General features: G+C 41.5%; 24 protein-coding genes. 14 read left to right on the plus strand and 10 right to left on the minus strand.

Going from position 1 to position 26908, the window contains the following annotated elements; all coding sequences use genetic code 11:
* The first annotated feature begins 56 nt into the window (after positions 1–56).
* The gene (locus ACN222_RS11870; RefSeq protein ID WP_096637144.1) at positions 57–944 is read left to right on the plus strand and encodes an ABC transporter permease; all 888 of its coding nucleotides are present in this window, start codon (positions 57–59) and stop codon (positions 942–944) included.
* 44 nt (positions 945–988) lie between these two features.
* Entirely contained in the window at positions 989–1378 is a 390-nt protein-coding gene (locus tag ACN222_RS11875) for a hypothetical protein (protein WP_010996530.1), read from the plus strand.
* 67 nt (positions 1379–1445) lie between these two features.
* Here the strand turns inward: ACN222_RS11875 and ACN222_RS11880 are convergent, their stop codons facing one another.
* Positions 1446–1883 carry a peroxiredoxin gene (locus ACN222_RS11880; RefSeq protein ID WP_010996531.1) on the minus strand — a complete coding sequence of 146 codons (438 nt, stop codon included), beginning with the start codon at positions 1881–1883 and terminating at the stop codon, positions 1446–1448.
* 156 nt (positions 1884–2039) lie between these two features.
* Here ACN222_RS11880 and ACN222_RS11885 point away from each other — a divergent pair, with 156 nt between their 5' ends.
* From ACN222_RS11885 to ACN222_RS11895, 3 genes are all read left to right on the plus strand, one after another.
* Positions 2040–2444 carry an Npun_F0494 family protein gene (locus ACN222_RS11885; protein WP_010996532.1) on the plus strand — a complete coding sequence of 135 codons (405 nt, stop codon included), beginning with the start codon at positions 2040–2042 and terminating at the stop codon, positions 2442–2444.
* Positions 2445–2895: 451 nt separating this feature from the next.
* On the plus strand, positions 2896–4371 hold the full coding sequence (gene cobQ, locus ACN222_RS11890; protein ID WP_044521345.1) for a cobyric acid synthase CobQ: 1476 nt from the start codon (positions 2896–2898) through the stop codon (positions 4369–4371).
* Between the two features lie 15 nt (positions 4372–4386).
* Positions 4387–4626: a 2Fe-2S iron-sulfur cluster-binding protein gene (locus ACN222_RS11895; protein WP_010996534.1), complete on the plus strand. Its 240-nt coding sequence runs from the start codon at positions 4387–4389 to the stop codon at positions 4624–4626.
* A gap of 181 nt (positions 4627–4807) precedes the next feature.
* Here the strand turns inward: ACN222_RS11895 and ACN222_RS11900 are convergent, their stop codons facing one another.
* The 5 genes from ACN222_RS11900 to ACN222_RS11920 all read right to left on the minus strand — a co-directional run bounded on the left by ACN222_RS11900 (position 4808) and on the right by ACN222_RS11920 (position 16118).
* Entirely contained in the window at positions 4808–8842 is a 4035-nt protein-coding gene (locus ACN222_RS11900) for a PAS domain S-box protein (RefSeq protein WP_010996535.1), read from the minus strand.
* A gap of 1003 nt (positions 8843–9845) precedes the next feature.
* The gene (locus ACN222_RS11905; RefSeq protein ID WP_010996537.1) at positions 9846–10301 is read right to left on the minus strand and encodes an SRPBCC family protein; all 456 of its coding nucleotides are present in this window, start codon (positions 10299–10301) and stop codon (positions 9846–9848) included.
* A 43-nt stretch (positions 10302–10344) separates the two neighbouring features.
* Positions 10345–11784, minus strand: coding sequence for a 9,9'-di-cis-zeta-carotene desaturase (gene zds, locus ACN222_RS11910; RefSeq protein ID WP_010996538.1), 1440 nt, complete (start codon positions 11782–11784; stop codon positions 10345–10347).
* Positions 11785–12078: 294 nt separating this feature from the next.
* Positions 12079–12255, minus strand: coding sequence for a ribbon-helix-helix protein, CopG family (locus ACN222_RS11915; protein ID WP_010996539.1), 177 nt, complete (start codon positions 12253–12255; stop codon positions 12079–12081).
* Positions 12256–14477: 2222 nt separating this feature from the next.
* The gene (locus tag ACN222_RS11920) at positions 14478–16118 is read right to left on the minus strand and encodes a DUF6930 domain-containing protein (RefSeq protein ID WP_010996540.1); all 1641 of its coding nucleotides are present in this window, start codon (positions 16116–16118) and stop codon (positions 14478–14480) included.
* A 303-nt stretch (positions 16119–16421) separates the two neighbouring features.
* Between ACN222_RS11920 and ACN222_RS11925 the strand changes: the two genes are divergently transcribed.
* The 5 genes from ACN222_RS11925 (at position 16422) to ACN222_RS11945 (ending at position 18004) form a co-directional block, all read left to right on the plus strand.
* Complete coding sequence (locus ACN222_RS11925) at positions 16422–16778, plus strand: iron-sulfur cluster assembly accessory protein (RefSeq protein ID WP_010996541.1); 357 nt, start codon at positions 16422–16424, stop codon at positions 16776–16778.
* A 78-nt stretch (positions 16779–16856) separates the two neighbouring features.
* Positions 16857–17279: a tetratricopeptide repeat protein gene (locus tag ACN222_RS11930; protein WP_010996542.1), complete on the plus strand. Its 423-nt coding sequence runs from the start codon at positions 16857–16859 to the stop codon at positions 17277–17279.
* A 102-nt stretch (positions 17280–17381) separates the two neighbouring features.
* Positions 17382–17627: a hypothetical protein gene (locus tag ACN222_RS11935; RefSeq protein WP_010996543.1), complete on the plus strand. Its 246-nt coding sequence runs from the start codon at positions 17382–17384 to the stop codon at positions 17625–17627.
* Positions 17628–17648: 21 nt separating this feature from the next.
* Positions 17649–17825, plus strand: a complete 177-nt coding sequence (locus ACN222_RS11940) for a DUF6888 family protein (protein WP_010996544.1) — start codon at positions 17649–17651, stop codon at positions 17823–17825.
* A complete protein-coding gene (locus ACN222_RS11945; RefSeq protein WP_010996545.1) occupies positions 17822–18004 on the plus strand; it encodes a DUF6887 family protein in 183 nt (60 codons plus the stop codon). The genes ACN222_RS11940 and ACN222_RS11945 overlap by 4 nt, the downstream gene beginning before the upstream one ends.
* Before the next feature lie 10 nt (positions 18005–18014).
* Here ACN222_RS11945 and ACN222_RS11950 read toward each other — a convergent pair whose 3' ends face one another.
* Both ACN222_RS11950 and ACN222_RS11955 read right to left on the minus strand, forming a co-directional pair.
* Entirely contained in the window at positions 18015–18935 is a 921-nt protein-coding gene (locus ACN222_RS11950) for a TIGR01777 family oxidoreductase (RefSeq protein WP_010996546.1), read from the minus strand.
* Positions 18936–19042: 107 nt separating this feature from the next.
* A complete protein-coding gene (locus tag ACN222_RS11955) occupies positions 19043–20179 on the minus strand; it encodes a cob(I)yrinic acid a,c-diamide adenosyltransferase (RefSeq protein WP_010996547.1) in 1137 nt (378 codons plus the stop codon).
* A gap of 272 nt (positions 20180–20451) precedes the next feature.
* On the opposite strand from ACN222_RS11955, the gene fraC reads away from it, so the two are divergent.
* The 3 genes from fraC to ACN222_RS11970 are packed head-to-tail and all read left to right on the plus strand — an operon-like array spanning position 20452 to position 22870.
* Positions 20452–20991, plus strand: coding sequence for a filament integrity protein FraC (gene fraC / locus ACN222_RS11960; RefSeq protein WP_010996548.1), 540 nt, complete (start codon positions 20452–20454; stop codon positions 20989–20991).
* Between the two features lie 47 nt (positions 20992–21038).
* Positions 21039–22070: a filament integrity protein FraD gene (gene fraD, locus ACN222_RS11965; protein WP_010996549.1), complete on the plus strand. Its 1032-nt coding sequence runs from the start codon at positions 21039–21041 to the stop codon at positions 22068–22070.
* Between the two features lie 20 nt (positions 22071–22090).
* Positions 22091–22870 (plus strand): ABC transporter permease, encoded by a 780-nt coding sequence (locus ACN222_RS11970; protein WP_044521348.1) that lies wholly within the window; start codon positions 22091–22093, stop codon positions 22868–22870.
* Between the two features lies 1 nt (position 22871).
* Here the strand turns inward: ACN222_RS11970 and ACN222_RS11975 are convergent, their stop codons facing one another.
* Together ACN222_RS11975 and ACN222_RS11980 are read right to left on the minus strand one after the other, a co-directional pair.
* The gene (locus ACN222_RS11975) at positions 22872–23531 is read right to left on the minus strand and encodes a pentapeptide repeat-containing protein (protein WP_044521349.1); all 660 of its coding nucleotides are present in this window, start codon (positions 23529–23531) and stop codon (positions 22872–22874) included.
* Positions 23532–23806: 275 nt separating this feature from the next.
* Positions 23807–25171 (minus strand): hypothetical protein, encoded by a 1365-nt coding sequence (locus ACN222_RS11980; protein WP_010996552.1) that lies wholly within the window; start codon positions 25169–25171, stop codon positions 23807–23809.
* A gap of 394 nt (positions 25172–25565) precedes the next feature.
* Here ACN222_RS11980 and ACN222_RS11985 point away from each other — a divergent pair, with 394 nt between their 5' ends.
* The gene (locus tag ACN222_RS11985; protein WP_010996554.1) at positions 25566–26861 is read left to right on the plus strand and encodes an acetyl ornithine aminotransferase family protein; all 1296 of its coding nucleotides are present in this window, start codon (positions 25566–25568) and stop codon (positions 26859–26861) included.
* Positions 26862–26908 lie beyond the last annotated feature (47 nt).

The following is a 26908-nucleotide window of genomic DNA, read 5'->3' on the forward strand; positions in this document are numbered from 1 at the left end:
CAACCCCCAACCCCCAATCCCCAACCCTCAATCCCCAATCCCCAATCCCCAAAATTATGAGTGTCACCCCCAAATCAGATATCAATTGGCAACCAGCCACATCACCGCAAACGAACCTTAATACTGCACCTAACTTTTTTGGTGATCTAGTGCAGGAAACCCTGGCGTTAACTCGTCGCTTGTTTATTCAATTACAACGCCGTCCCTCCACCTTATTAGCTGGGATTATTCAGCCTGTAATGTGGTTAGTGTTATTTGGCGCTTTGTTCCAAAATGCTCCCAAAGGTTTATTCGGCAGTACGACAAATTACGGACAATTCTTAGCTGCGGGTGTAATAGTATTTACAGCTTTTGCCGGGGCTTTGAATGCTGGTTTACCGATCATGTTTGACCGTGAGTTCGGCTTTTTGAATCGGTTATTAGTCGCTCCCCTCGCCTCCCGCTTTTCCATTGTCTTTGCTTCAGCTATTTTTATTGTCAGCCAAAGTTTACTGCAAGCTGCCGTAATCGTTGCTGCTGCGGCTTTCCTTGGCGCTGGCTTACCAGATGTAGCTGGGTTGGGTGCGATCGCTTTAATTGTCTTCCTACTCGCTTTAGGTGTCACCGCAATTTCCTTGGGATTGGCTTTTGCCCTACCCGGACACATCGAGTTAATTGCAGTCATCTTTGTCACCAACCTACCATTACTCTTTGCTAGTACAGCCCTCGCCCCTTTGTCTTTCATGCCCAAGTGGTTGCAGGTGGTTGCTACCCTCAATCCCCTCAGCTACGCCATTGAACCAATTCGTTATCTCTATCTCCACAGTCAATGGGGATTGGGTGATGTAGTGATGCAGGCCCCTTGGGGTGATGTCACTTTTGGGGGAGCATTGCTAATATTGTTTAGCTTTGCTTTTGTTGCATTATTGAGTATTCAGCCCCAACTACGGCGGACTCTTGCTTAAAATCAAAGCAAGATGGTGTTAGAGGAATCTTAGAGTCAAAACCCATGAAAAAACTATTTTTACCAGTTAGCAAACTCTTAGTAGGATTAGCAGGAATCAGCTTTGCTTCCTTGCTGACAGCACAGCCAAGCTTGGCTCAACTCGGCACAGTAGATGCAGGCGGTAATAATTCGGACAATCAAAATAATAACCTTAACTTCGACTCTGGCAATTTCAATATGTTTGAGTTAATCCATCGGGCAAACTTAGGGAATGGCTCATTTGACGCTAATAGCCAGAGTCAACAAATAGACGATGCAGCTAGGGCATTTAGAGAAAGGCAAAATAAGGCTACTAATGTTCAGCCCCAGGGACAGATACTTCCCACGTTGCCTGTCACTGGAACACCATCAGCCGATAGTCCATCAACTTTGACTATCCCTGGTAACAATTAATCTAGGGAGTAGGGAGTAAGAGAAAAATCAAAAGTCATGACTCCTTACTCACTACTCAGCACTTAACTTACAGTCCCAAAGCCGCTAAAACATCGCCAGCATGGGTTGTTGTGTTGACACTCGCATCAACATGAACAATTTTACCGTCGGGGCCAATTACGTAAGTGACACGCTTGGCATAACCGCCGCCGTCAACATCGTAAGCGCTGATTAAGGTTTTATTCGTGTCAGCCAGCAAGGGAAAATTCAAATTATATTTTTGGGTAAATGCTTGATGAGAACCTTCATCATCAGCACTCACACCCAAAACAACTACATCCTTGTTTTTGTAATCAGATTGAGCATCACGGAAGCTACAAGCTTGTTTAGTGCAGCCTGGTGTATCATCTTTGGGGTAAAAATACAAAACCACTGTCTTCCCAGCAAAATCAGATAACGAAACGGTGTTACCGTTGGTATCTTTGACGGTAAATGCAGGTGCATCCGTACCAACCGCTAGAGGCATAATGAACCTTTCCTGTTTCAGATTTTTGATGACTTTGAAATTTTACAATAATTTACAATACTTTCATGACAATCTTAGGAAACTGGTGACTGGGAAAAATTCTTTTCCTGCCCAATTCCCAGTATTCAATTCTAATTACGAATCGAATTAAGAATTATGCCTACAATGGTCTCCCCAACACCCAAAGCTTTCTCGTACCCACAAACCACCATAGAAAGAGCAAGGCGATCGCTCATTTGTTCTCCCTTCAATATTGGACTATTTGCAACCATGCGTAGTCAGAGCGTTTCCGTAGGTGCGATCGCCAATGAAACTGGTGTTAAAAACGGTTATACCAAAAATTCATTACCAGAATTGGTATGCGATAACGAATTAGATTGGTTAATCCAAGTGGGTTTATTACGGCGAGAAGTAGACGGACAAGGCATTACAGACGGTTTCCGCCTCACTCCTCTGGGACACCAACTTATAGAAAAATACCAAGGAAAAAACTTGCCTGCACCTTCCTGGCGCGATCGCCTATACGATATTGTAATTCGTTGGTTTCGGCTCCCCTTTTGAATGTAGGGGTGTAGGGGTATGGGGTTTAGGGGTTTAGGGGTATTCTTTCCCTTACACCCTCACACCCTTACACCCTCACACCCTTACACCCTCATACCCTTACACCCTTACACCCTCACACCCTTACACCCTTACACCCTCACACCCTCACACCCCTACTCCTAAAATAAAAAACCCAAAAGTTAGGATGAGGAAGTTCTAGGGAACAATATATACGGAGAAACATCAACCCATTTATGAAATCTTTACCATTTTCATTTGATTGAATTGGTGAGATTGTTAACTAGGGTTTGATGAGTAAGTCCTGACGCTGGTATATTCTCTAAACTTGCAGACAATACCTATCATCAATTTACTTCAGTAGCTGCCCAAACTTCTGACATTTGAGCAGTAAATTGCTATATTATCCCCCAACTATCTCACCCCTTATTTTGAATAACTAAAAGTGGCTATGAAATCAATAATGGTAGTGGGAACAACATCCCACGCTGGAAAATCACTGATAAGTACGGCTATTTGTCGCATTTTGTCACGGCGTGGTTGGCGAGTAGCACCCTTCAAGGGGCAAAATATGGCATTAAATGCCTATGTCACAGCCAATGGGGGAGAAATTGGCTACGCACAAGCAGTACAAGCCTGGGCAGCAGGGGTGGTACCGTGGGTAGAAATGAATCCAATTCTACTCAAACCTCAAGGAGATATGACTTCTCAAGTCATTATTAGAGGTAGACCTGTAGGCAGAGTCAATGCTGCTGATTATTATGAGCAGTATTTTGAACCTGGTTGGCGGGCAATTGAAGAATCTCTACAACATTTAGCAACCGAATTTGATTTAGTCGTTTGTGAAGGCGCGGGTAGTCCAGCAGAAATCAACCTTAAGCACCGCGACTTAACTAATATGCGGGTAGCAAAATATTTGAATGCCCCAACTCTATTAGTAGTTGATATTGACCGTGGTGGTGCTTTTGCTCACGTAGTCGGCACACTAGAATTATTAGACCCAGAAGAACGCCAACTAATTAAAGGTGTAGTCATTAACAAATTCCGGGGACAGCGATCGCTTCTAGACCCAGGAATCAAATGGTTAGAAGAACGGACTGGTATTCCTGTGGTCGGTGTAATTCCCTACTTACAAGAAGTTTTCCCCGCCGAAGATTCCCTAGACTTGTTAGAACGCAAAACACACAAAGCCCACGCAGATCTCCAAATCACAGTTGTTCGCTTACCGCGAATTGCCAACTTTACCGACTTCGACCCTCTAGAATCAGAACCCACCGTTGCGGTCAAATACATTAGCCCGAAACAAGATTTAGGACACCCAGATGCAGTAATTTTGCCAGGGACAAAAACTACAATTGCCGACTTGATATTATTGCAAAAGACTGGCATGGCAGAAGCAATCCAGAACTACGCAGCCTCCGGGGGTACAGTTTTGGGTATTTGCGGTGGCTACCAAATTCTGGGGCAAATGATCGCCGATCCAGAAGGTATCGAAGGCCAAGCTGGTAGATATCAGGGCTTGAATCTCTTACCAATTAGAACCGTAATCACCGGACAAAAGATTGCTCGTCAGCGCCAAGTTAGCTCCAATTTCCCGCAACAGGGTTTACCAGTCAACGGCTTTGAGATTCACCAAGGGCGATCGCGCGTGGAACCACAAGGCGATAGCCAAGCTTTCCAACCTCTATTCGATGACGTTAACTTAGGCTTAGTAGATAGCTGTCAATCTGTTTGGGGTAGTTATCTACACGGATTGTTTGACAATGGCCCCTGGCGGCGTGCTTGGTTAAATCGTCTTCGTCAACAGCGCGGTTTAAAATCTCTACCTACAGGTGTGGCTAACTACCGCGAACAACGAGAGCAGATGTTAGATAATATAGCTACTGAAGTAGAAAACCATTTAGACTTGACCCCCTTTCTGCCCTAGCGAGGCTAGTATCTCATGAATGTTTGCGTCCGATTCTTGCCAGATGATGTCACCACTAATGCTGAAGTGGGAGAAGCCCTATTAGATGTAGCAGATCGGGCGGGAGTATTCATTCCCACTGGTTGTCTGATGGGTTCATGTCATGCTTGCACTGTGGAACTTGAAGATGGCGAAGTCATCCGTGCTTGTCTTAGTGCTGTACCACCAGGGCGCGAAGAGTTAATTATTCATCTATTTAGCGACCCAACTTGGTAAGAAAATGTAGCCCTTAGTTTCTTGTAAGAGTTGCTACAATCTAGCCAGAGCAAGAGTTTTGAGAGTCAGTGCGGTGCATCTCTATTGCCCCGTCTTGGCTTAAATAGAACTCTTCATCATTTTTGAGAAAGTAGCATAATTGCAAGTATTTTGGTAAGACATTTTGTAAGTAAGCAATGTTCTACTCTGTAACCCCGATGACATCCGATAAAGTAGTCAATAAATCCGTGGTTGTGTAGGGCTTAGATATAAATCTGTCTGCACCAGCCACAATCGCTTTTTGCTCGTTGGCGGGTAAGCCACTGGTGGCAATAATCTTGACATTGGGGTTGATGGTGCGTAGGGTGCGGATGGCGGTTAATCCGTCCATGTTGGGCATGAGCATATCTAGCAAGACGGCACTGATTTCCGGTTGATATTCGACATAGAGCGCGATCGCCTCAATGCCATCGTTAGCTACCAAAATTTTATAGTTATAATCCGCCAGGGCTTCTTGTGCAGTTTGTTGGATGATCGTTTCATCATCGACAACTAAAATCAACTCGCCATTACCTCTAGGCAATTCTGTTTTTGCTATGGTCTCGGTTGCTGTTCCTTTTCCTCTGAGTAAGAACACCTGAAATTCTGTGCCTTGACCTACCTGACTTGCCACTTCTACAAAACCGCCGTGGTTCTTGACGATACCTAAAACCGTTGATAGTCCTAGCCCTGTACCTTTACCGACTTCTTTCGTGGTAAAAAAGGGATCAAATATGCGTTCTAAGATTTCTGGCGGAATTCCTGTGCCTGTATCTGAGATGGTGACAACAATGTAGTCTCCTACTTCCGACTCTAAGTGCATTCGGGCATAGGTAGAGTCGATTACCCGATTGGTGGCAGTGATAGTAAGCTTACCACCATTGGGCATAGCGTCACGGGCATTGACTGCCAAGTTCATGAACACCTGTTCTAATTGGGTGGGATCGGCTTGCACCATCCACAAGGTGTTTGTCGGAATATCAGTAATGATTTCAATGGATTTAGGAAATGTCTGTTGGATGACTTTGGCTAACTCTTTGAGCAAATGTCCAGGTTGCAGGAAGATGCGTTGACCTTCGGTACCACGGGCAAAGGTGAGAATTTGTTTTACTAAATCAGAGCCACGCTTGGAGCTGGTTTCTAGAGTTTTGAACAGTTCTTGAGTCCTTATATCCACATTTTTACATCTGGAAGGCAACAGTTGGGCAATCATCACAATGGGAGCAAACACATTATTGAGGTCGTGGGCAATGCCACTGGCTAGAGTGCCGATACTTTCCAGCCGTTGAACGCGGTAAAATTGTAGTTCTAGTTGTTTTTTCTCGGTGATGTTGGTGTTAACTACTAAGATTGATGGGGAATCTCCGAATTGATTGTGTACCAGTGTCCACCGACTAGCAACAATAATTTCTTGAGCATTTTTGGTGGTTTGCTCTAATTCTCCATGCCAAGAACCTTGTTCGAGAGTGGTTGTTACAGCTGCTTCCAATTGAGATGAGGATTCTTTATGGAAAAGTTCATGGGCTAATTTCCCCACAGTTTCCTCTGCTGTCCAACCGTATAAGTTTTCTGCCCCTCGACTCCAGAACAAAATGCGGTTTGCTAAATCACGGACAAAAATGGCATCTGTCGCAACATTAATTAAAGCTGCTTGTTGACGGATTTGCTCTTGGGCCTGTTTGCGCTCTGTTATATCTGTGGAAACACCACAAATCGCATAGGGTTCACCAGTCGCATCGCAGAGGGGAAACTTGACAGTTAAGTAAGTGTGTAGCCCATCCTCAAATTGAATTTCTTCCTCAAACTGCACAGGAGTCCTAGAAGAGAGAACCTCTTGATCATTTACACTTAAGGACTGAGCAGTTTTAGGAGAGAAGACTTTTACATTAGTTTTATTTTTGACTTGCTCTCGTGTCAGGTGGGTGATTCTTTCAAATTCGGAATTCACCAGAATATGCCGTCCCTGCATATCCTTAACATAGATAACAGCCGGGCAATTATCTATAATCGCCTGTAGCCTTTGATTGCTTTCTCTGACAGCTTCCTCAGCGTTTTTACGCTCAGTAATGTCCATATTCACCCCAATCATCTGGAGTGGCTCACCCGTGATGTCATCGTATAATACTTGACCTTTACATAATGACCAACCAACTGTACCATCTGGGTAAAGAAACCGGAATTCGATATCATGGGGTACTTGTTGCTCAATGGCTCGCAACGCTGATTGATGCAGGAACTCTCGGTCTTCAGGATGGACAATGAGATTTAAAAAATTTTCATAGCTGACATCAAACGTATCAGGGGTTAAACCAAATAAAGAAAACAGATGATCAGACCAGATAACTTCATTAGTTTGCAGATTCCAGTCCCAAGTACCAGTATTACCGGCCCAGAGTGCTAGTTTTAGCCGTTGCTCGCTTTTTTGCAGTTTTGCCTCAGCTTGTTTGCGTTCTGTAATGTCCTGATGCACTCCAATCATGCGGATTGGTTTCCCAACTTCATCGTAGAAGACGTTTCCTTTGCCACTTGCCCAGTGTACTGTACCATCAAGCCACACTACTCGAAACTCGATATTACAGATGGTATTTTGATCAATAGACTGCATCAGGTGTTGTTCTACAAATTCTCGGTCTTCAGGGTGGATGAAATTTACAAATGATTCAAACCTGTTGTTGAATGTCTGGGGATCGATATTAAATAAAGAACACATACTCTCAGACCAGACCACCTCATTTGTTTGCAGATTCCAGTCCCACATACCTGTGCTGCTGGCTGAGAGTGCCAGTTGTAGCCGTTGCTCGCTGTTTTGCAGATTTGCTTTAGCCTGCTGGCGATCGCTCACATCCCGGATGATGGAAAGATGACGATGTGGTATAAAATTGGCAACCGCCGCAAATTCTGTTGCTCTTACTGTACCGTTGGGACGATGCAATTGAAACTCACCCGACATTTGTTCTTGTTCACGGAACTGTTGCCAAGCTTGGGTAAAATTAAATTCTGGTGCAGCAAAATCCGCAATTGTGGAAGCTAACAGTTCTTCCCTAGATACACCAAATAATTCGCAAGCTGCTGCATTGACATCTACATAACATCCCTCATCATCAGCAATCAGGATCGCATCCAAAGCCTGATCAAACAAGGCTTGCAACTGCTGTTCACGCCGTCGCAGACGTGCATTAGCTTGCACCAGTTCGGCTGTCCGCTCCGCCACCCGCAACTCTAGTTCTTGTTGTACTTGGCGCAGTGATTCCTCAACTTGGTGGCGTTGTTTGATTTCTGCTTCTAACTGCTGGTTGGTTTGCTGGAGTTGAAATGTTTGCTCTGCAACTTTGGCTTCTAAGGCTTGGATGACGTTGACTATTTCTAAAGGATCAAGCACTTGCAGGAGATTGGTTTGTGTCACTAGTCCTTGGAGTTGGCCTTGTTCACCCACCACAACTAACCGTCGCACCCCTCGCGCTTGCATCAACAGATTAACAGTCCACAAAGATTCGCTGGGACTAATACTGAATACAGGGGAACTCATCACGGTTTGCGCTGGGGTTTGGGCGATATCTAGTCCTTGTAAGTGGACTTTGAGAATATCTTTCTCCGTAATCATCCCCACAGGGATCAGTTTTGTCTCTTGCGGTGCGACAATGACAACGCAACTGATCCGGCGATCGCTCATCATCTGAGATAATTCCAACACAGATGTAGTTGGCAGTGCATGAATAATTTGCGTTACCATCACCTCTGTTACACATCGCAGTTTCAGCAGATGCGCTGGTTGAACCACCTGACGTATTCTGTCTTGAGTAATCAAGCCTAACAATTGTCCTTGCTCATCTACCACAGGCAAATGGCGAATGTGATGCTGGCGCATGAAAGCTAGAGCGGTGAGAGCATTTTGAGCCGCAGCCTGTGTCAAGCTAATGACTGGCTGAGTCATCACCTCGGAAATTTTTTTCCTGGATATATTTACCCCTACGCCAGTGAGCCTGACTATATCCCGTAGAGTGAATATACCTACTAAGTTTTTTTCCTCAACTACTAAAACACAACTACTAAAATCAGATGCAGAATCTATTGTACATCTGCTTACCGGATTCATGAGAGCAATTACATCAACGAGCAGAGTATCCGGTAACACAGTTAAAGGGTAACATTCCATTACCTGCTCTATGGTAGGTAAATCCACAGGATAAAGTGATGGCATTAGTTAAGTGTTTCCGTGAAAGCAATAAAAAAGTGATATTAAAAATCTGAACAGCACAAAATCAGCTTAAAAAGTAAGAATCTTCAGTCCAGATGACAAAATTTAGCTTTTTTCTCAAATCACAGTTCTGATGTTAATTTTGGCTAATATACTGGGATATTATTTTGTAATTTTTATAACTTTCTTATGATTAAAATGTCTTAAATTGATTATATAACTATTTACAAAATACAAACTAAGCAACTCTAGGAGTTAATTTCTTCCCAAGGATTGTTACAGTATAAAAAATATCAAAGTTTTGAAAGTTAATATGGTTCGCTCCATATTTAGCTTTTAATAAAAAAATCTGTTTTAATTAGTTTAAATTTGATTAATATCGGAATCCGATTTGATTTCTGTTGGCGTAGCCTGCGCTTACGCATAAAATTCTCAGTATCAGTAGGGTGGACATTGCCCAACGACTCATGGTTTTGGTGGGCAATGCCCAACGCCACTTGCTCTAAGCCTGGAAACCCGTAAGAGCGCAGTGGCTCCCCTACGTATATTTCAAAAATCAATTATGAGTCCTATAGTTATGAAAAAAACGTCAGTATCTAGTGGTTTTACTAGTTGTAAAAAGAGCTAAAATTTTTGCCTAATCCTAGTTTAGCAAGCTGATGTAATCGCTAATCGCTTGCTGCTGCTTTTATTAGAAAATGCCGTGATATTCCACTATCACGACATCCAAGGGTGGTCGCGGTTTTCTCCTCTAGCTAACCAATCCCATAAGGATATATTTTAATTTTTATTAGGGACTTCCAGAAAATAAATTATTCAATGGGTCAGAGCAAATATGATCATTGTATTCTTCCTCCCCTGCTTCCCCTGCTCTCCCTGCCTCCCCTGCTTACCACAGTGATTGTATATTTTTTAGTTGGAAGTCCCTTAGCAGGGCATTAACGTAACTACTAACTGTTTCAGTCACTACGTAATAGAGACGCAATTGTCGCGTCTCTACACTTTTTCAACGATTAACTGATGACTGATGAAGATTCAGGGCATACTCCCTAAACCTTTCTAAATCAGCTTGAATTGTCGATTCCACAGCCTTACCCAAAAACAAATTATCCATGATTTTGCCTAGAAAGCCAGGGATAGCATAGGAGATAGTCATCTTGACGATACTATGACCGTGGCGATCGTAAAAGCGGATAGCGCCTTGATTGGGCAGACCATCAATCGATTCCCATTGAATAATTTGGTTGGTAATAACCTTGGTAATGCGAGATTTCCAGGTAAATTCCAGTCCACCAGTATTGAGTTTCCAAAGTGATAGATCAGGATTTTCTGGTGGAACTTTGACAGAATCAATCCACTTCATCCAATTAGGCATTTGTTCCAAGTCAGCCCATAACCCCCATACTAAATCTATAGGGGCTTCCACTTCTACCTGTACGCTATGTTCTAGCCAGTTAGACATTCTATTTCGGATTTGAGATTTGATTAGATTAGCAGTTCTAACTCTATTTTTTAATATTATCTAGGATGACTTTTGCCGCCCGCCGTCCTGAAACTGTTGCCCCTTCCATGCTGTCGATGTAGTCTTGCTGCGTATAACTACCCGCCAGAAAGAAATTGGCTATAGGAGTTTTTTGGTTAGGACGGTAAACATCCATACCTGGGGCTTCTCGGTAGAGAGATTGAGCCAGCTTGACTACACTGTACCAAGTCATGTTTAGCTCCCGTGATGAGGGGAACAGTTCATATACTTGTTTAAGAACGTGTTGGGCGATCGCTTCGTTACTTTCTTTGATAAATGGGTCTCCTGGGGTCAATACCAGTTGCAACAACGACCCTTGACCTTGACGATAATAATCACTAGGACTAGTCAAAGCTAAATCAGCAAAACAGGAAAAGTCAGCATCTGCGGTATAGAGCAAATTATCTAGACCGGCAGCCTCTTTTAGCTGTTTGCGTTTATTTTCATCTTGCAGTTCTGTTACCCAGCCATCAAATCTCATCTGCACAGTGGCAACGGGTACTGCATCTAGCTTATAAATGTTATCAAATTCCGACCATTTCCGCCATTCTTGAGGTAAAACTCGCTGTATTCCAGGAATATCGCAAGCACAAACGTAGGCATCTGCGGTAATTTCTTCTACTTCATCACCTTTGGCTACTACTATACCAGTAACGCGAGTTTGCCCTTCTGCTTCAGCATACTTAATTTCCCGTACTTGCCGACGAGTATAAACTTTTGTTCCCCTAGCTTCTAAATACCTGAGAATGGGCTGATGTAAATATTCATCAGGCGAACCTTCCAACATTCGCAGTACAGAGGCTTCGCTTCTAACTGCGAAGAATTGGAAGATTGTTAACATACAACGAGCGGAGATATTTTCACAGTCAATAAATCCCAAGGCATAGGCAATGGGGTTCCACATTCGTTTAATGCTACCATTACTACCGCCGTGACTGCGAAACCAATCGGCAAAGCTAATTTTATCTAGGTTGCGGATGGTTTTCATTGCCCCTTCAAAATCTACTAATCCACGCACAATGGGGCTTGTACCTAGAGCGATCGCATTTTGCAGTTTATCCTGTAATGAGAGTTGAGAGGTGGTAAAAAACGCTTTCAACCCATTGAAGGGCGCACCCGTAAAGAAACGAAAATCCAAAGCACCTGTCCGTCCCCCTTTGTTGACAAAGGTGTGGGTATGTTCTTTGAGGCGTAAATGGGAAAACGCCCCCACCTTATTCATGAGTTCAAATAGTTGGTAGTAGCACCCGAAAAAAACGTGCAAACCCATTTCAACGTGATTACCATCGCCATCAATCCAACTGCCAACTTTACCACCAACAAACGGACGGGATTCAAAAATTTGGACTTCACAGCCAGCATCAGCTAAATCTATAGCGGTTGCTAGCCCAGCCAATCCCGCTCCTACGATTGCAACGCGCATTCCGTTCTTCCTTCTTCAGCTTCTTTACAAATTGTAACTGGCTTGGTGTCGGAATTTGCTAGTTATATAAATTTCAGCAGTGTATTGAAAGACAACAAAGTCATGCACCTGATGATCAATAAGCTTTTATTACTCCTTTTGATGCTGGTTATTAGAAACACTTTACTTGAAGTGTGCATATTCCAGTAAACTAACTTTCGTTAGTAAAAGCAGACTAAAAAAGCATCATAGATGTTTGTTGAGTAGTCATATAGATGTAGTCGTAAATGTGCAGCAAAAAAATTACACTACCTCCTAGCGATTTGTTTCTTTGCTGTCATCTGATACAGGTAAACTTCTAATCAGTTCCCGAATCACATCAGTTGCTGGTCTACCTGTCTGTTGACAATATTTTTCCAGTTTTTCTGCTTCCTGTGCTGCTAAGTTGACAGTTATGCGTTTAACGGCCCATTTTTTATTAGTCATTATCATGCTATTTGCTGTGTATTGACATCATCAAAAACAACTTAATCAAAGATGAAGACGATAAGATTATCAGAATTTGTGTCACGAAACAAGCGATACCGTTGATGATAAAAATGTCTTTTTTGTCAAATTATTCATCGTTCTTCCTGAAAATATAAGAAATTAATTACCACTGGTGAAGGAATAATGAGGTACACTCAACTATTCCAGGGAATAACCTTAGCAATAGGTCACTAAAGTTCGGCAATTAAATTGTAGAGGTGGGTCTGACTAATTTAATGCTCACTTCGTAAAATTCTCCAAAATTTTGAATTATCAAAACTATGTGACATTCTAGTCCAGCTAACATCACCCACGATCTTGGATAATGACTCTTCCATCAGCAACTACGTTAGAGTACATATCATCAAGCAATCACTCTCATGATTGGCACAATTGAATTTGTACACTCGTAAAAATCATATTTTGGACAATTAACACGGTTTTTTACATCTGCATTACTTGTTTTTTCCTAGCCTCAGATACATATTATTGGTGTATTAGCTAAGGACGATAACATCAGTCGGAATCATAAAATCAAACAGTTCCATCTTATAATTTTGTGGTTATTTTCTCTAAGATTTATGGTTAATCCCGTGAAAAACTAACAACTATAGGGATTGGAACAGCTTATTAAAAATCCTTTGTTACCTAAATAGTAAGGATGGGATTAATTGTGTTTTGTTCCTGTAATTTTCACTGTTCTGATTCACATATGGTATCAATTGCTGATTATTAATTGGTTTACTTTGTGGTTGACAACAGTGCAGCTTTACAAAAATTTAAATCAGCTAGTTAATGTACTTATCCACCAGAATATTTTTGCTTAGTACATGATGATCAGATATATCTGTTTAGCGTACTATTTTTAGCAAAATCATAGATGATTTATCTAATTTTATTATTTTATTTCATGGATTGAGTTGCAGGAGCTTTCAATCAATGGCTTAAATAAAAACTAGATCTTGAACTATATCTTTCCAGAACAACTAGCTTTAGTTCCCTACTGTTAGCACCCATAAGAACAATAATTAGGAACCTTTATCTCAGCAATTAAGTGGTCGTTATATGGCTATTATATCTATGTTTATTATACTTGTATTCATCTTTATCAAAAGTACAATCTAGACTTTTTTTGTCTTTATAAGAAAAGTATGAAGTCAAAGTCATTATTGCTAAATTTTTGACTAAAATTATTGACAATTAATCAAAAACATAACAAAACAAATATCCCGGTTAATTATTTATTCACCTCAGCTAGATTGTTTTCCCAAAAACCCTGATAAATTTTATGCCTGGCAATTTAGGCACAATAATTTTAATTTACCCAGATAGTTAACAGAAGTTACAAGGGTAATCCTAGTTTGTAAAATTTTAATAAAGTAATAATGTCAGCTAAGAGCTTAGAAACTTCACAGTTTTTACTGGTTGCTGCCTAGATATGCAATAGGGGATAGAGAAGAATTCTCCTCAGTGAAGAACAACAGCACGACTAAGACTGTTTTGTAGTTAGCACTTTAGTGTTGGAAAAATAACAGATGTTCGTCCAAAAGCCGCGAGAAATAGCGAACCCTTCGTTTATTCGTGTTTGGTTGTGGATTTTTCTCAAGCATAGGACTTACCCACCCAAGTTGTGTGTTGAGACTGGGTGTAAGGGTTTTGAGCTTGTAGAAACCCTTTTGTAAAGCGGGTATGGGTTGGGAAAAGTATTTATGGCTGGGGACTGGGTGAAAAGTCTTTTTGTGTCTAGGTTGTATCATCTATTGATGTCCTAACACTACTGGCGATAGCCATAAAATATTGTCAGGACGATTTTAGGAAGTCCTTATGCGTTCCTGAAAATCCTCATTTTGAATCTGGATAAGAAAAATGGCGTTGCATAAATGCGGGATGAATTGAGACTTTTGTACAAAGCAGAATATCGATTCTACCCTTCTCCTTCTCCTGTCGGAGAGGCTGTGCGAACGGAGACGCTGGCGCGAACGAGAACGACTTCGCACAGCGTCTCGTAGAGAAGGGCGAATGCGTGTTAGCGTTAGCGGGGCGTAGCCCGATAAAAATCATCACACTAATCAGCAACGCCAGAAAAATAAACGATATAAAACTCATTTATTTTCTGAAAAGAATTATTTCAAGGAGTATTGCTTCTCGCCTTGTTGCTTGAGTCAAGATTGGTATTGAACTGGATTTTACTCTAATTGAAACTGGGGCATCAGCTGAAGAGTTCCTAGACCTAAATCCTTGGGTGAGAGCGATCGCGCTTCAAATAAAGCCATCATATCTCGTAATTGAGGATTGCCACGGGAAGCACCTGTCAAACCTTTGGCAATAATTAACCCACAGAAGCCTTTGGTATTTTTGCAACGTTGATTCCACTTGCGACGAGCTTCTACATGAACAGGATCATCATCCAAAAATTCCCCAAATAGGAATAATTCACCATTTTGAGTTTGCAGTAAACCCAAGTCATAGCGATCGCCATCCAAGGGGTCAGATCCCGGATTGAAGCAGATAGCTTTTAATCCTCCCACTGCTTCAATATTTTCGATCACCGTTTTGGCTTTGGGGCGGGAGGTTTGAATCAAAATTACAGGTAAACCATCACCTACTGGTTTAAATTCGCCCAGTTGATGATATTTTACTCCTTGACGTAGGTAGTCGAGCATTTCCCAGGACACTACACCCAAACTGAGAAATGAGTCTTCTGGTATTAAGTCATCACGTAGAGAGTGCGACTCGATGGAAGTTAATTCACCAAATTCTTCGTCATCTAATACTAAGTCTGCCATTTCTTCTAACTCTGCGGCGAGTTGTGGCATGGTAGAGACGGTGACAGATACGGCTTTTGTTGTTTCGTCGGATGCAGGTAAGGAGATCCGATAACGATGGTTGATATTGGGGAACTCACCACTGGACAACTGACGACGATGGTCACGAATGAAGCGACAAAAACTTTCTAAAGCGAGGAAGACAACAGCTGCCTCCTCATCGTATAAGACAGAGCGCAATCCTTCTAATGGATGGATATTGCCAAAAGTTGGGCTAATTTCTGATAATGCCAAATCAGCTAAATCATCAAATTCAGCTTCATCATCAGTATCATCTTCACGCTCAAAAGTGAGGAACAAGCAATCTTGTTTGAGAAAAGCCTCTTCTAAGTGACCTTGGGATTCGTCATCTTGTAAAACTGCTGCACGAAATCGCTTGAGGGAATCTTCGGAACGATAAAACAAAATTCCATACTCCATCCCCAGCATTCCCATGACCGAGGCGTAGAGTGTACCTACATCCCACTTATTAATTTCTATAGATATGATTTGCTGTTCTTCTAAAAATTCCCAGGGTGCGGCTTGCCAAATAGCATAGGCTTTTTCGTGTAAAGGTTTGGCATACTGGGGAGGAACATCAGGAATTTGACTGTCGATGATTTCTGCAAATCCCCGAAACAGTTCATCAATTAAGGGTAATTCCGGCGAATAATCGATCGCAATATCCAAATCTTGGAGGACACCACGCAGATAAAATTGAATTTCGCGATCGCGCACGACAATTTTTTGGGGTCGTGCGGGTTTGGCTGGACTGTGGGGATGTTCCATTGCTCGCATTAAGGTGCGAACGATCGCCTCTGGGCCAGTATCTTCTGATATTACATCCATTCCCCGCACAATGCCTTGGGAGCCATCCACCCAGAGAATACAATCGCCCTTGGACTCTGAATTGAAATTCGGGGTGGGCGATGATGACAACGGACGGCGATCGCCCTCCCATACAGAAGGAATTTGGGTTAATTTCTTCAACCGACGACTGGTAGAGCGATTAAAACTTGTCATAGAGTAGGTTAATCAGAAACAGGCGATGGAAAAGTACACTTTTGGCAATGGCTGGCCATGAAGCAAATGTTCTTGGCTTGGTTATAGCTCAGGCTGGAACTCTAAAAATACCAAATCTTTAAATACACTGAGTCTCTCAATTCTAGAATAAAAATCTTGCCCTGCTTTTGATAGACTGTTCACAATTTAACGATTAGCGTCATCATTGTCGCTAGAATGAATAAAAAAACTAGTAAAGACAAACCAAGGGCAATCACAAGCCCGAAGCGGATATTTTACATCATTTAAGGAGTTGAAAAGCGGATGACACAAGCAACTCAGTCTCAACAAAGCGGGATACTGTTGAGCGAAGCCGCTTTGCGGCAAGTAAAGTCCCTCCAAGAAAAGCAAGGTCAAGATTTATGCTTGAGGGTAGGAGTACGCCAAGGTGGCTGCTCTGGGATGTCTTACATGATGGACTTTGAACAGGAAAGCCAGATCACTCCTCAGGATGAAGTTTTTGATTACGATGGCTTCAAAATTGTCTGCGATCGCAAAAGTATTTTATATCTTTATGGCTTAATGCTTGATTATAGCGATGCCATGATCGGTGGTGGTTTCCAATTTACCAATCCTAATGCTACTCAGACCTGCGGTTGCGGTAAGTCATTTGGGGTGTAAGATTGTCAATTGTCAGTGGTCAGTTGTTAGTTCCGAGTAACTACTGACTAATGACTAATGACTAATGACTAATAACTAATGACTAACACTGTTGATTCCCTGTTTGATACAGGATTAGAACGTTATAAAGCTGGAGAGCCTGCTGCTGATTTGATCCCCGTGTTTAAAGAAGTATGCGATCGCGCTCCCAAAGCCAGCGCCGCTTGGATCTGTCTAGCTTGGTTATATTTGCTGGAGGATAAGCCAAACTTAGCTCTTAAGGCAGCACAAAAGGCAGTGAAAATCAATCCTCAAGACCCACAAGCTAGGGTAAATCTCGCTGTGGCTATGCTAGAAACTGGTCAAAAAGGCTTGCGGCAACATATTGATATTACACAACAATTAATGTTGGTCAATCCCGATTGGCGAGATGAGATTCAAAATAGTATTGCAGATGGTTTAAGCAGAAAACCTGATTGGCAGAGCTTGGCCAAAGTTAAAGGCTGGTTGTTTAATGAATAGTGGCTAGGGGATTGGGGATAGAGACTAGAGGTTAGAACTTATATTCAAGATCATTGTTTCGTCCCCAGTTCCCAATCACTCATCCCCAATCCCCACTTCCTCATGAAAGAAAAATTATTAAACTGGCTAAATTTGATTTTAGTAGCAGATGTATTTCTGGTATTGTTAGGCTTTATTTGGTTTGCGATCGCGGTCATGGGTGAAGCGATCGGAGTTAATCTAGGTCTAGATTTGTGGCACAAACTTTGGCAACCTGTATTTAACCCAGCGATCGGCATTTTGATGGGTGGTGCAATTCTGAGTGGTTTGATTAGTTGGGTATCCCGAAAATTTCTTTCTAGTCAATAATTAATCAGCACTCGTTGATAAATGGAACCAACGGTTGAACAGTTAAAAGCTTTCTACAATTTATGTGTACGAGCGAGTAACTTACTACAAACGATAGAACTAACCAGGTACGATACTCGCTCACAGAGAATAGTCATACTTATAGGACAAACAATTCAAGCAGAGATTTTGAGCAATGGAGAGACTATCATACAATGAGTGATGCCAATTATGTACACTTAACAGAAGTAGAATTGAGGGAATACGTAAAACGTCATCCCCAAGATGAAGAAGCCTTTCAACACTATCTCTCAATTGTTAGGGCTAAACCAAACAGGGTTGTGGTTAGCACAGGTGAACAGTTAGAGACTGAGCTAAAAAAAAGACTGGCATCGTGAACAATTAACTTCACTGCAAAATTTCTTGTAAAGCTGGTTGTAAATTGGGATACTGGTATTTAATGCCAGATGCTAAAGCTCGTTTAGGAAGTACTTGTTGACCTTCTAGAACAACGATCGCCCCATCTCCCAAAAGAGCTTCTATAGCAAAACCTGGGACAGGCAACCATGAAGGACGGTTCATTACTTGTCCCATAGTTTGGCTTAAGTCATTCATGCGGATAGGATTGGGAGCCGTAGCATTATATACACCTTCTAGTTGTGAGTTGGTTAAAGCTTGCACAATCAGATTTACCAAATCATCAATGTGAATCCAAGAAAACCATTGACGACCGCTACCAATTGGCCCCCCAGCATAGAGTTTAAAAGGGGTAATCATTTTTCCTAAAGCACCACCCAACCCTAGAACAATACCTAAACGTAATATCACTAGGCGAACGCCTGATTCTTTCACTTTTTGGGCTTCTGCTTCCCAAGCTTGACAAACTTGAGCGAGAAAATCCCTACCAGAGGGGCTATTTTCATCAAAGGCAGTGGTTTCACTTGTACCGTAGTAACCAACAGCAGAAGCATTAACTAATACTGTAGGTTTGGGGTTAGCTTTCGCTATGGCTTCGACTATTTTCTGTGTGCCTAGTTGACGGCTGTTAAGAATCTCTCGTTTGTGTTCTGGTGTCCAGCGTGCCTCTGCGATAGGTTCTCCTGCCAAGTTGACTACACCATCACAACCAGCAATTACATCTTGCCACGCCCCGGATGTAGTGGGTGTATAAGCAACAATTTCTACATTGGCAAATGTCTGTGCAGAAAAATTCCTCCGAGCCGATGCAGTGTTACGGGTTAAGACAATTATTTGATGACCTTCTTTGTGAAGTCGTTGTACTAAGCGAGTTCCGACAAATCCTGTTGCGCCTGTAATTGCTACTTTCATAATGCACCTCCCCAAACCCTTATTTTAAAGTTTTTTATCAAATTTTCAACTTATGTTGCTGGGATTGGGGAGAGGCAAGACAGCAGGAGGAAGAACTAATGACTAATTTAAAAATCTACGCCCCTTTTTAGTTCTACACCTTGATTAGCATAATGTTTGTGGCAGTAAACTTCGGAGTGAATACTGGCTAGGTCAAAGTAAGCAGGTTGATTTTGGCAACGTCCAGTAATGATGATTTCGGTGTCGCGGGGTTTACGAAGTAAAGCTTGGACAATTGGTTCTACCGGGAGTAGTTCCAAATCAACAGTGGGATTGAGTTCATCAAGGATGATGGTTTTGTATAGTCCAGAGGCGATCGCAACTTTAGCTATTTCCCAACCCCGTTCTGCTTCTACGTAGTCTAATTCTTGTCGAGAATTGCGCCAAACGATCGCATCTCGACCACAGCGTTGATGATCTACCACCTCAGGGTATGATTGCCGCAAGGCTGAGATCGCTGCATCTTCTGTATAGCCGCTACCACCTTTGAGCCACTGCATAATTAATACCCGCGTTGACCCTGGATGGTTGATACCTCTGCCAATTGCTTGTAATGCCTTACCTAAAGCACTGGTAGATTTACCTTTACCTGCACCAGTATAAATTTCAATCCCCGTCATCAAAAGTTCTGTGGCTTTGGGGTGGTGTAAGGGTTTCATTTCTGAGTGTAAATCCGCAATGTCAAGTAATTTTTGTGGCGCACCTCTTCCTGTGGCAATAATTTCTAACTCTTGGGGTTTTGATTTTAATGTCCCCACTACCTCATCTACCGAAAGTAACCCTAAATCGAGAACTGGGTTAATTTCATCTAAGACAACAACAGAATATAAACCAGAAGCGATCGCGCCTTTGGCGACATCCCAACCCCGTCCCGCTTCACTACGGTCAAAAGTTGTGATTTCTTCTGGGCCAAAAAATTCTGCTCTCCCGGTGCGTACTTGGTCAATTAAATGGGGGAATCCACGCTGTAAAGCAGCGATCGCTCCGTCTTCGTCATAATCTCGTTCTGGCCCTTTTAAAAAGCGTAGTAGCAGTACACGATTGGAATTGTTCGGTGCGTTTATTCCTAAGCCTATGGAGCGTAAAACTACACCCAACGCTGCTTGTGACTTACCTTTACCGACACCATCATATACATGAATTTGGCCAGTAAGCCGTTCTGAACGCACTTGTGCTGTGCGGATACCGATGCCGTTCCTTGTCATCTGTTGAAAAGCTGTAACGTGGCAGTTTCCTATCTTACCGGAGGTTAGGTCGCTACGCTCTAAATTCAAAACCTTACACCCTTACACCCGTTCTCAACAGAAAATCTGGGTGCGTAAGTCTTAATTAAAGATAAATCGGAGTATACTGGCACACCAAGAGAGTTAGTAAGGATTGGGGATAGGAGAATTATGACTCAGCACTTAGTACTCATAACTCAGCCCTCATTATTACAGCTATACTCTCTACAGTTTCCCTTTTTTGTTGAGTGTCTATGTTTGAAGATTTGACTATACCCAGGATTTGGCCGATTGGCGCAATTTTGTTTAACTTGTTGTTTTTACTGATTGCTATTCCTATAGAAGGTTATATCTACCATAGGAGACTCAACTTTGATAAGAAGACTAGTATTTTTTATGCGATCGCCGTCAACAGCTTTTCTGGTGTCATCGGCTGGGTGATATTTTTTTTCGTGGAGCCTGTATTACCAGTACCGATTAAGGCTGAGTTAATTAATTACATATTTTTTAATATTTTTAGATCAACCAATACCCAAGGTGTTCTGATTTTTACCACTTTTATCATTTTCTTTTCCACTTTTTTAATGAAATTTTTTCTTTTGCGGCTTTTTGTTTTCACCTTAAGTGAAGATATAGGGAAAAAGCAAGAAGAACCGCAGCCATTTTACCGTCAGAAAGTCCGTTTCATTAGTAGAATTAGGCTTCAAGATACAAATTTAGTAACTACGACACTTATTGCTAACTCGTTAAGTTACACCGCTATAACTATTATTTTATTGATACGTAATAGGTAGGCGAAAGCAAGAATATTTGTATTTAAAAATATAAAGGGAGGTAACTTGTGAATTTATTATTTAAAGACCTTTTCGGAATATTTAAAATTTTTGAAGATGTTTATGAACGAATCAGAAAAATATTAATACCAACCACAGCTTATTCTTGGCAGACATTCATTTACTTGAGTGTGTTTTCTTGGATAATGTCTTATTTTGCTACAGGTTATATCAGAGATATAATTGCTCTTTGCGGTTGGTTATTTTTAATTGCAGGTACAGCTTGGTACACAACTGATGACCCCTTAAGAGTTCCTGGTACTTTCATGCCAGTAGGCGCAGTGATTACAGGATTTTTAGTTAGTGTGTTTGCTTTTAGTAATCAGGAAGATGTTATTACATCTAGAACAATAGTCCTTTGGCCGACAATATCAGCATTAATCACAGCAATTCCTGAATTTATTGAAGGGAGCGACACTGACTCTAAAACTCGGATTCCTAAACCAGATGCTCGACAAAAAATCATTGTTTTAGTTGCCAGTTGTATGATGATCAGTTGCTGGCTTCAGTTTTACTTTGTTTTGGATAAATGGTTACAAGAATATCCTAGTTTATTAGCTGAAAACTTTGGGCGTAGTACTTTTGTCATTACTAGAGAAGAGCAACAAAAAATTCCTACTAATGGAGTTGTAATTTTGGATAGACTGCAACCATTAGTTGAGGAACAAATTGCTGAAAGACCTTGGTCAGAGGTTGAAAGATGGCTTCTGGAAGCAAATGTTAGAGTTGGTCAATTAGGTAGGGAAGTGTTAGATAATAATTTGGCACAATATGAAGAAAAAGTACTCTGGCGTGTTGAACCGCGTGTAGTCAATAATAAGTCAGGCTACAGGTTAGATTTACTCAGTATTTGGACAGGCCCGACTGCTAATCCCCGTGGTTATTTTCTGCGGAAATCATGCCAAATTGACCCAGTGGCAACAACGCCAATTAATACTACTACTAACAGTAGAATACCGGAGGAGAAAAAAGCCGTTGCAGAAATACAATGCGATCGCTTGAATAAATTATTCTCAGGTGCAGCGCCACCGCAGCAGTGAGGGAATGGGTAATGGGGAGAATGACTATGATGAGAACTTTTGTAATTGCTAAGAATGTATTTCAGGAAGTGGTACGCGATCGCATCCTGTATATTATCGGTTTTTATGTTTTGCTGTTGGCTGTAGCTATTCGGGCTTTGCCTGAGTTTGCTGCATCAACTGAAGATAAAATGTTTCTAGATTTCGGTTTGGTGGCGATGAGTTTCATCAGTTTAATTATCGCTGTCTTTGTGGGTACAGGATTGATTAATAAGGAAATAGATAAAAGGACTATTTTGTTATTAATTGCTAAACCTGTAAGCCGTGGAGAAATTGTCACGGGGAAATTTTTTGGTTTATCGTCCGTACTGGCTGTTTTAGTTGTCAGTATGACGGCAATTTATTTACTCTTTTTGCAGTTTGGGAATATTCCCCACACAACGCCGAGTATTTTAATTGCCGTCTTGTTTCTATGTTTGCAGTTATCTTTGATGACGGCTGTAGCTATTACCTTTGGGGTTTTTACTAGCTCCTTACTGGCTATAGCTTTAACTTTTGCCGTGTATCTCGTGGGCAATATTACCCAAAATATAGTAGAGTTTAGCCGCCTTAGTCGTAACCCTGCTATGGAAGGTATTAGTCAGATTTTGTATCTGATATTGCCAGATTTATCTCGATTAGATTTAAAAAATGATGCTGTTTATGGTCTACAAGCACTACCTGACACGATCGCACTCATGGGTAATGCTGTCTATGGTTTTGTTTATATTGCCATGTTATTGGCGATCGCTATTTCCCTTTTTTCACGCCGGGAGTTTTAAATCATTCCCAAATCACTATTTGGGGATTGCAGATTTTGCCATCAGGCATAATGGTATCGCGTAATTTAGCGAAAGCTATTGTTGTTCCTTCTAGGTTGGCATTAGTTAAGTTAGCTTTGGTCAAATTTGCCCATCTCAGATCAGTGTTAGTGAAGTTGACCTCTGTTAAATTAGCTTCCAGTAGTGTGGCTCCAGATAACTTTGCATCTGTCAAATTGGCTCTGGATAAATTGCCCTCAATTAAAGATGCTTCTACTAATGTGCCTTGAGTGAGGTCAGCTTCACGTAAATCAGCCGCGCATAAAGAAGCACCCCAAAGATTAATATTACGGCATTGCGATCGCCATAACAAAGCTCCACACAAATTTGCTTGTGTTAAATCGGCATCTGTCAAATTAGCTTCTGATAAAATAGCTTCATACAACTTAGCCTCACGCAAATTAGCCTGCATTAAGTTTGCTCCAGTCAGGTTTGCACCCGTAAGAATACAGCCAAACAAATTGGCAAAACTTAAATCTGCTCCGATTAAGTTAACACCACTTAAATCAACTGTACTTAAATCAATTCCACTCAAATTACAGCCATTAAAATCTCGACGCTGACAAAGTTTATCTTTGATTTGACTCAGGAGTAATGCTTGTGGTTCAGCAAAATTTCTCATGTTATTCACCTGCGAGTGTCAATGAGCGAACAAGACTATTATGAAAGATACTGTATAACGAGATTACACCCTGAGAGCTAAATGAACATAGCAAAATTTTCCTAAAAAATGGAATTTATTTTGCTATGCTGCAAAATGCCTTGAGTTCAGCTATTTTAACAACATAGATAGCTGATCAAAGTCATGAAACACTAATAATGAGCAAGGTGATGGGGAATTGATGACGAGAAAATCAGCACTCATCACTCATAGACTAGTTATGCTAAGTTTAGGTTTCACTTTTTCACCAAAAAATATGCTGTGGCATATTCAGGTAACTGCCTAATATATTGCCTAAAAGAGTTTTGGTTGGGGAAAATTCCAGCTAAATAATCGAGTTGGTATAAATTAGGTAAAAATGCTCCGCCTGTATCTGCAATAACTCCCATTTGTAATTGCTTACGTCCACCTTGCGTATGCTCTAACAAAACTACTCTGCCTAAACCAATATTTAAAACATCTCCGGCAAAAGTAACTCCTGGTTTAACGGAAATTTTAGCGTCTATCTTGTGTCCGTAGCCTTTAATTGCATCAACTTGCCGAAAATACCAATAACGCTTTTGTGATGTTGCTTTTAATCCACGGACATAAGACATCCCGTTATTTCTATCAACGTTAAAAAAGGCTCTAGAACCATCAGTAAAATTTATGAGAATTGTCCCTTGCATTAAGGCTTCTTCGAGTCCATTCCTGGTTAAATAAGCCAGAGGTTTAACTTTTCCAAATTCTTTACCTCCCGGTTCATAAATGCCAGATAAAACATCCTGTTTTGTATATCTGGTATAGAATTTGTCGGCAATATTATTGTCTTTTAAACTATAAATGGGTGTGTTAAAAGTTGCTGTGCGTTTTCGAGATCCTGGGTGAGTAAATACAGCATATTTTGTCAACCTCAGTTGCTTTTGTACCGGATTTTCAGGGTTATATGCTGTCCATTTAATAACTCGGAAGTTACGGTTGATAAAGTTGGGATTTTGTAAGCGAGTGATGCGATTTTTGGCGATGTCTTCTTTGAGGACTTCAATCATGAAGTCTAGAGTTTTGAGGATATCTTCTGTGGTGACTTTTTGTGTACTGAGTAATCCGGGACGTAAAATATCAGGGTCTTCTGAACCGTGTTCTTGAAAATATTGCCTTGTATTGACGAGGACTGTTAATAAATCTGATTGATTAACATTAACTTTAGCCGTCGGTAATTGTACTGGAGACAAAATTTGATTACCATTGACGCTAAATTTATACTTTCTCCACTCATCAATAATAGGATAAGTAATAGATGTTGTGGCTACATTGGGAATTGAGTTAGGCGTATTTTGCGGCGTTATATTTTGGGAAGATATTCCCGCCTGATTGATTCCTGTTTTCTGCCCCAAAGGGGTATTTATTGGGGGATTGTGAATAGCAGATTGAGTTACCCTGGGTTGAGATTTATTAGCTATTACCTGTTGATTTAAGTCGAAACTTTTATCATCCAGAGATTTTTGGTCTGGCTGTTTAGCTTGGGAGTAACTATCATATATAGTACTACTCGCTATACCCACCAGTGATAAAGCTGCAACACCTAGCAAGAGTCTCATTTTTGGGCTGAACAGGATACTCATAAATTGCCAACAAATTTCCCAATACTAATTTGATAGTGCGCTTTTAAGGCATTTGACAGGGCATCAAAGCTCTCCCACTTCTAGGGAGAAAGTCAGCCTAACGTCACATTATAACCTGCATACTGATGACTAAACTTTCATTCCTATTCTTGAACATTTGACTATAGTCTGTCTACTAGCCAATATAAACACTCAGTAATTGAGGGAAAATGCAGATTGCTGAGGAATCTCTCTTCAGATTCATGAAAAATTGTTTGTATTTTCTGACGATCGCAATCATATATTCTTGTCGGTTTGTCAATTACTAAGTTATACACATAGAGAATCACACACTACTGTTAAGAATTACACTTGGCAGTTTAATTATCCGGATACAGAAATACCTGAAAACAAAATGTTAAGTATCCCTATTAATCAACATTTACCTTATACACCTCGTTTGGTGACATCCTTACCGGGGCCTAGAGCTAAAGCAATTGTAGAACGCGATCGCGCTGTTACTTCTCCTTCTTATACCCGCGACTATCCCTTGGTGGTGAATCGTGGTGAAGGCTGCATGGTGGAAGATGTAGACGGCAATGTATTTTTAGACATGACAGCAGGTATCGCCGTTACCTCCACCGGACACGCCCACCCAGAAGTAGTTAGGGCCATTCAAGAACAGTCGGCGCGTCTCATACATATGTCGGGGACGGATTTCTATTATGAGCCGATGGTGGAACTAGCCGAAAACCTAGCCAGCCAAGCCCCTTTTGTTCACGATACAAAGGTATTCTTCACCAATTCCGGTGCTGAGTCCAACGAAGGAGCCATTAAACTAGCTCGATATTACACCAAGCGATCGCTCATCATTGCTTTTTTAGGCGCATTCCACGGGCGCACCTATGGGGCTATGTCTTTGACTGGTTCTAAAACTGTACAGCGTGCCAATTTCGGGCCGTTAGTACCAGGAGTGACTCACATTCCCTACGGCACTCACGCCAGCCTAGATTACCTAGAAAATAATTTATTGACTACAATTATCCCTGCCCATGAAGTAGCAGCCATTGTCGTTGAACCAATCCAGGGAGAAGGCGGTTATATCGTGCCAGAGGATGGATTTTTGCAGAGAATCCGTAATATCTGCGATCGCTATGGCATATTAATGGTAGTTGATGAAGTGCAATCAGGCATGGGGCGCACCGGACGCTTATTTGCCATTGAGCATTGGAATGTCACACCTGATATTATTACCACCGCCAAAGGTATCGCTAGCGGTATGCCTTTAGGCGCAATTTTAGCCCGTGCTGAATTGATGACTTGGCCTCCCGGTTCCCACGCCACCACATTCGGCGGCAATCCAGTAGCTTGTGCGGCTGGTATTGTCACCCTCAAACTACTAGAAAGTGGCTTGATGGATAACGCCACCCAAATGGGCGAATTATTACAAACTGGTTTAACCCAACTGCATGAACAATTCCCCAGAATGTCCTTACCCAGAGGTAAAGGATTAATGGTGGCGGTGGATTTATTAGATGAAGACGGTAATTTTGATTCTACATTGCGCGATCGCATTATCCAAGAAGCCTTCTATCACGGACTGTTATTACTAGGTTGTGGTAAAGCCGCAATTCGTTTTTGTCCACCGCTAGTTATCAACCGCGAACAAATCCAAACCAGCCTGGATATCCTCGCAGGAATTTTAAGATAAGTAGATACATCCTATGTAGCTTCTCTACTATTGACGAAAAACTCACA

The sequence above is a fragment of the Anabaena sp. FACHB-595 genome (genome assembly GCF_048568275.1).
Lineage (GTDB): Bacteria > Cyanobacteriota > Cyanobacteriia > Cyanobacteriales > Nostocaceae > Trichormus.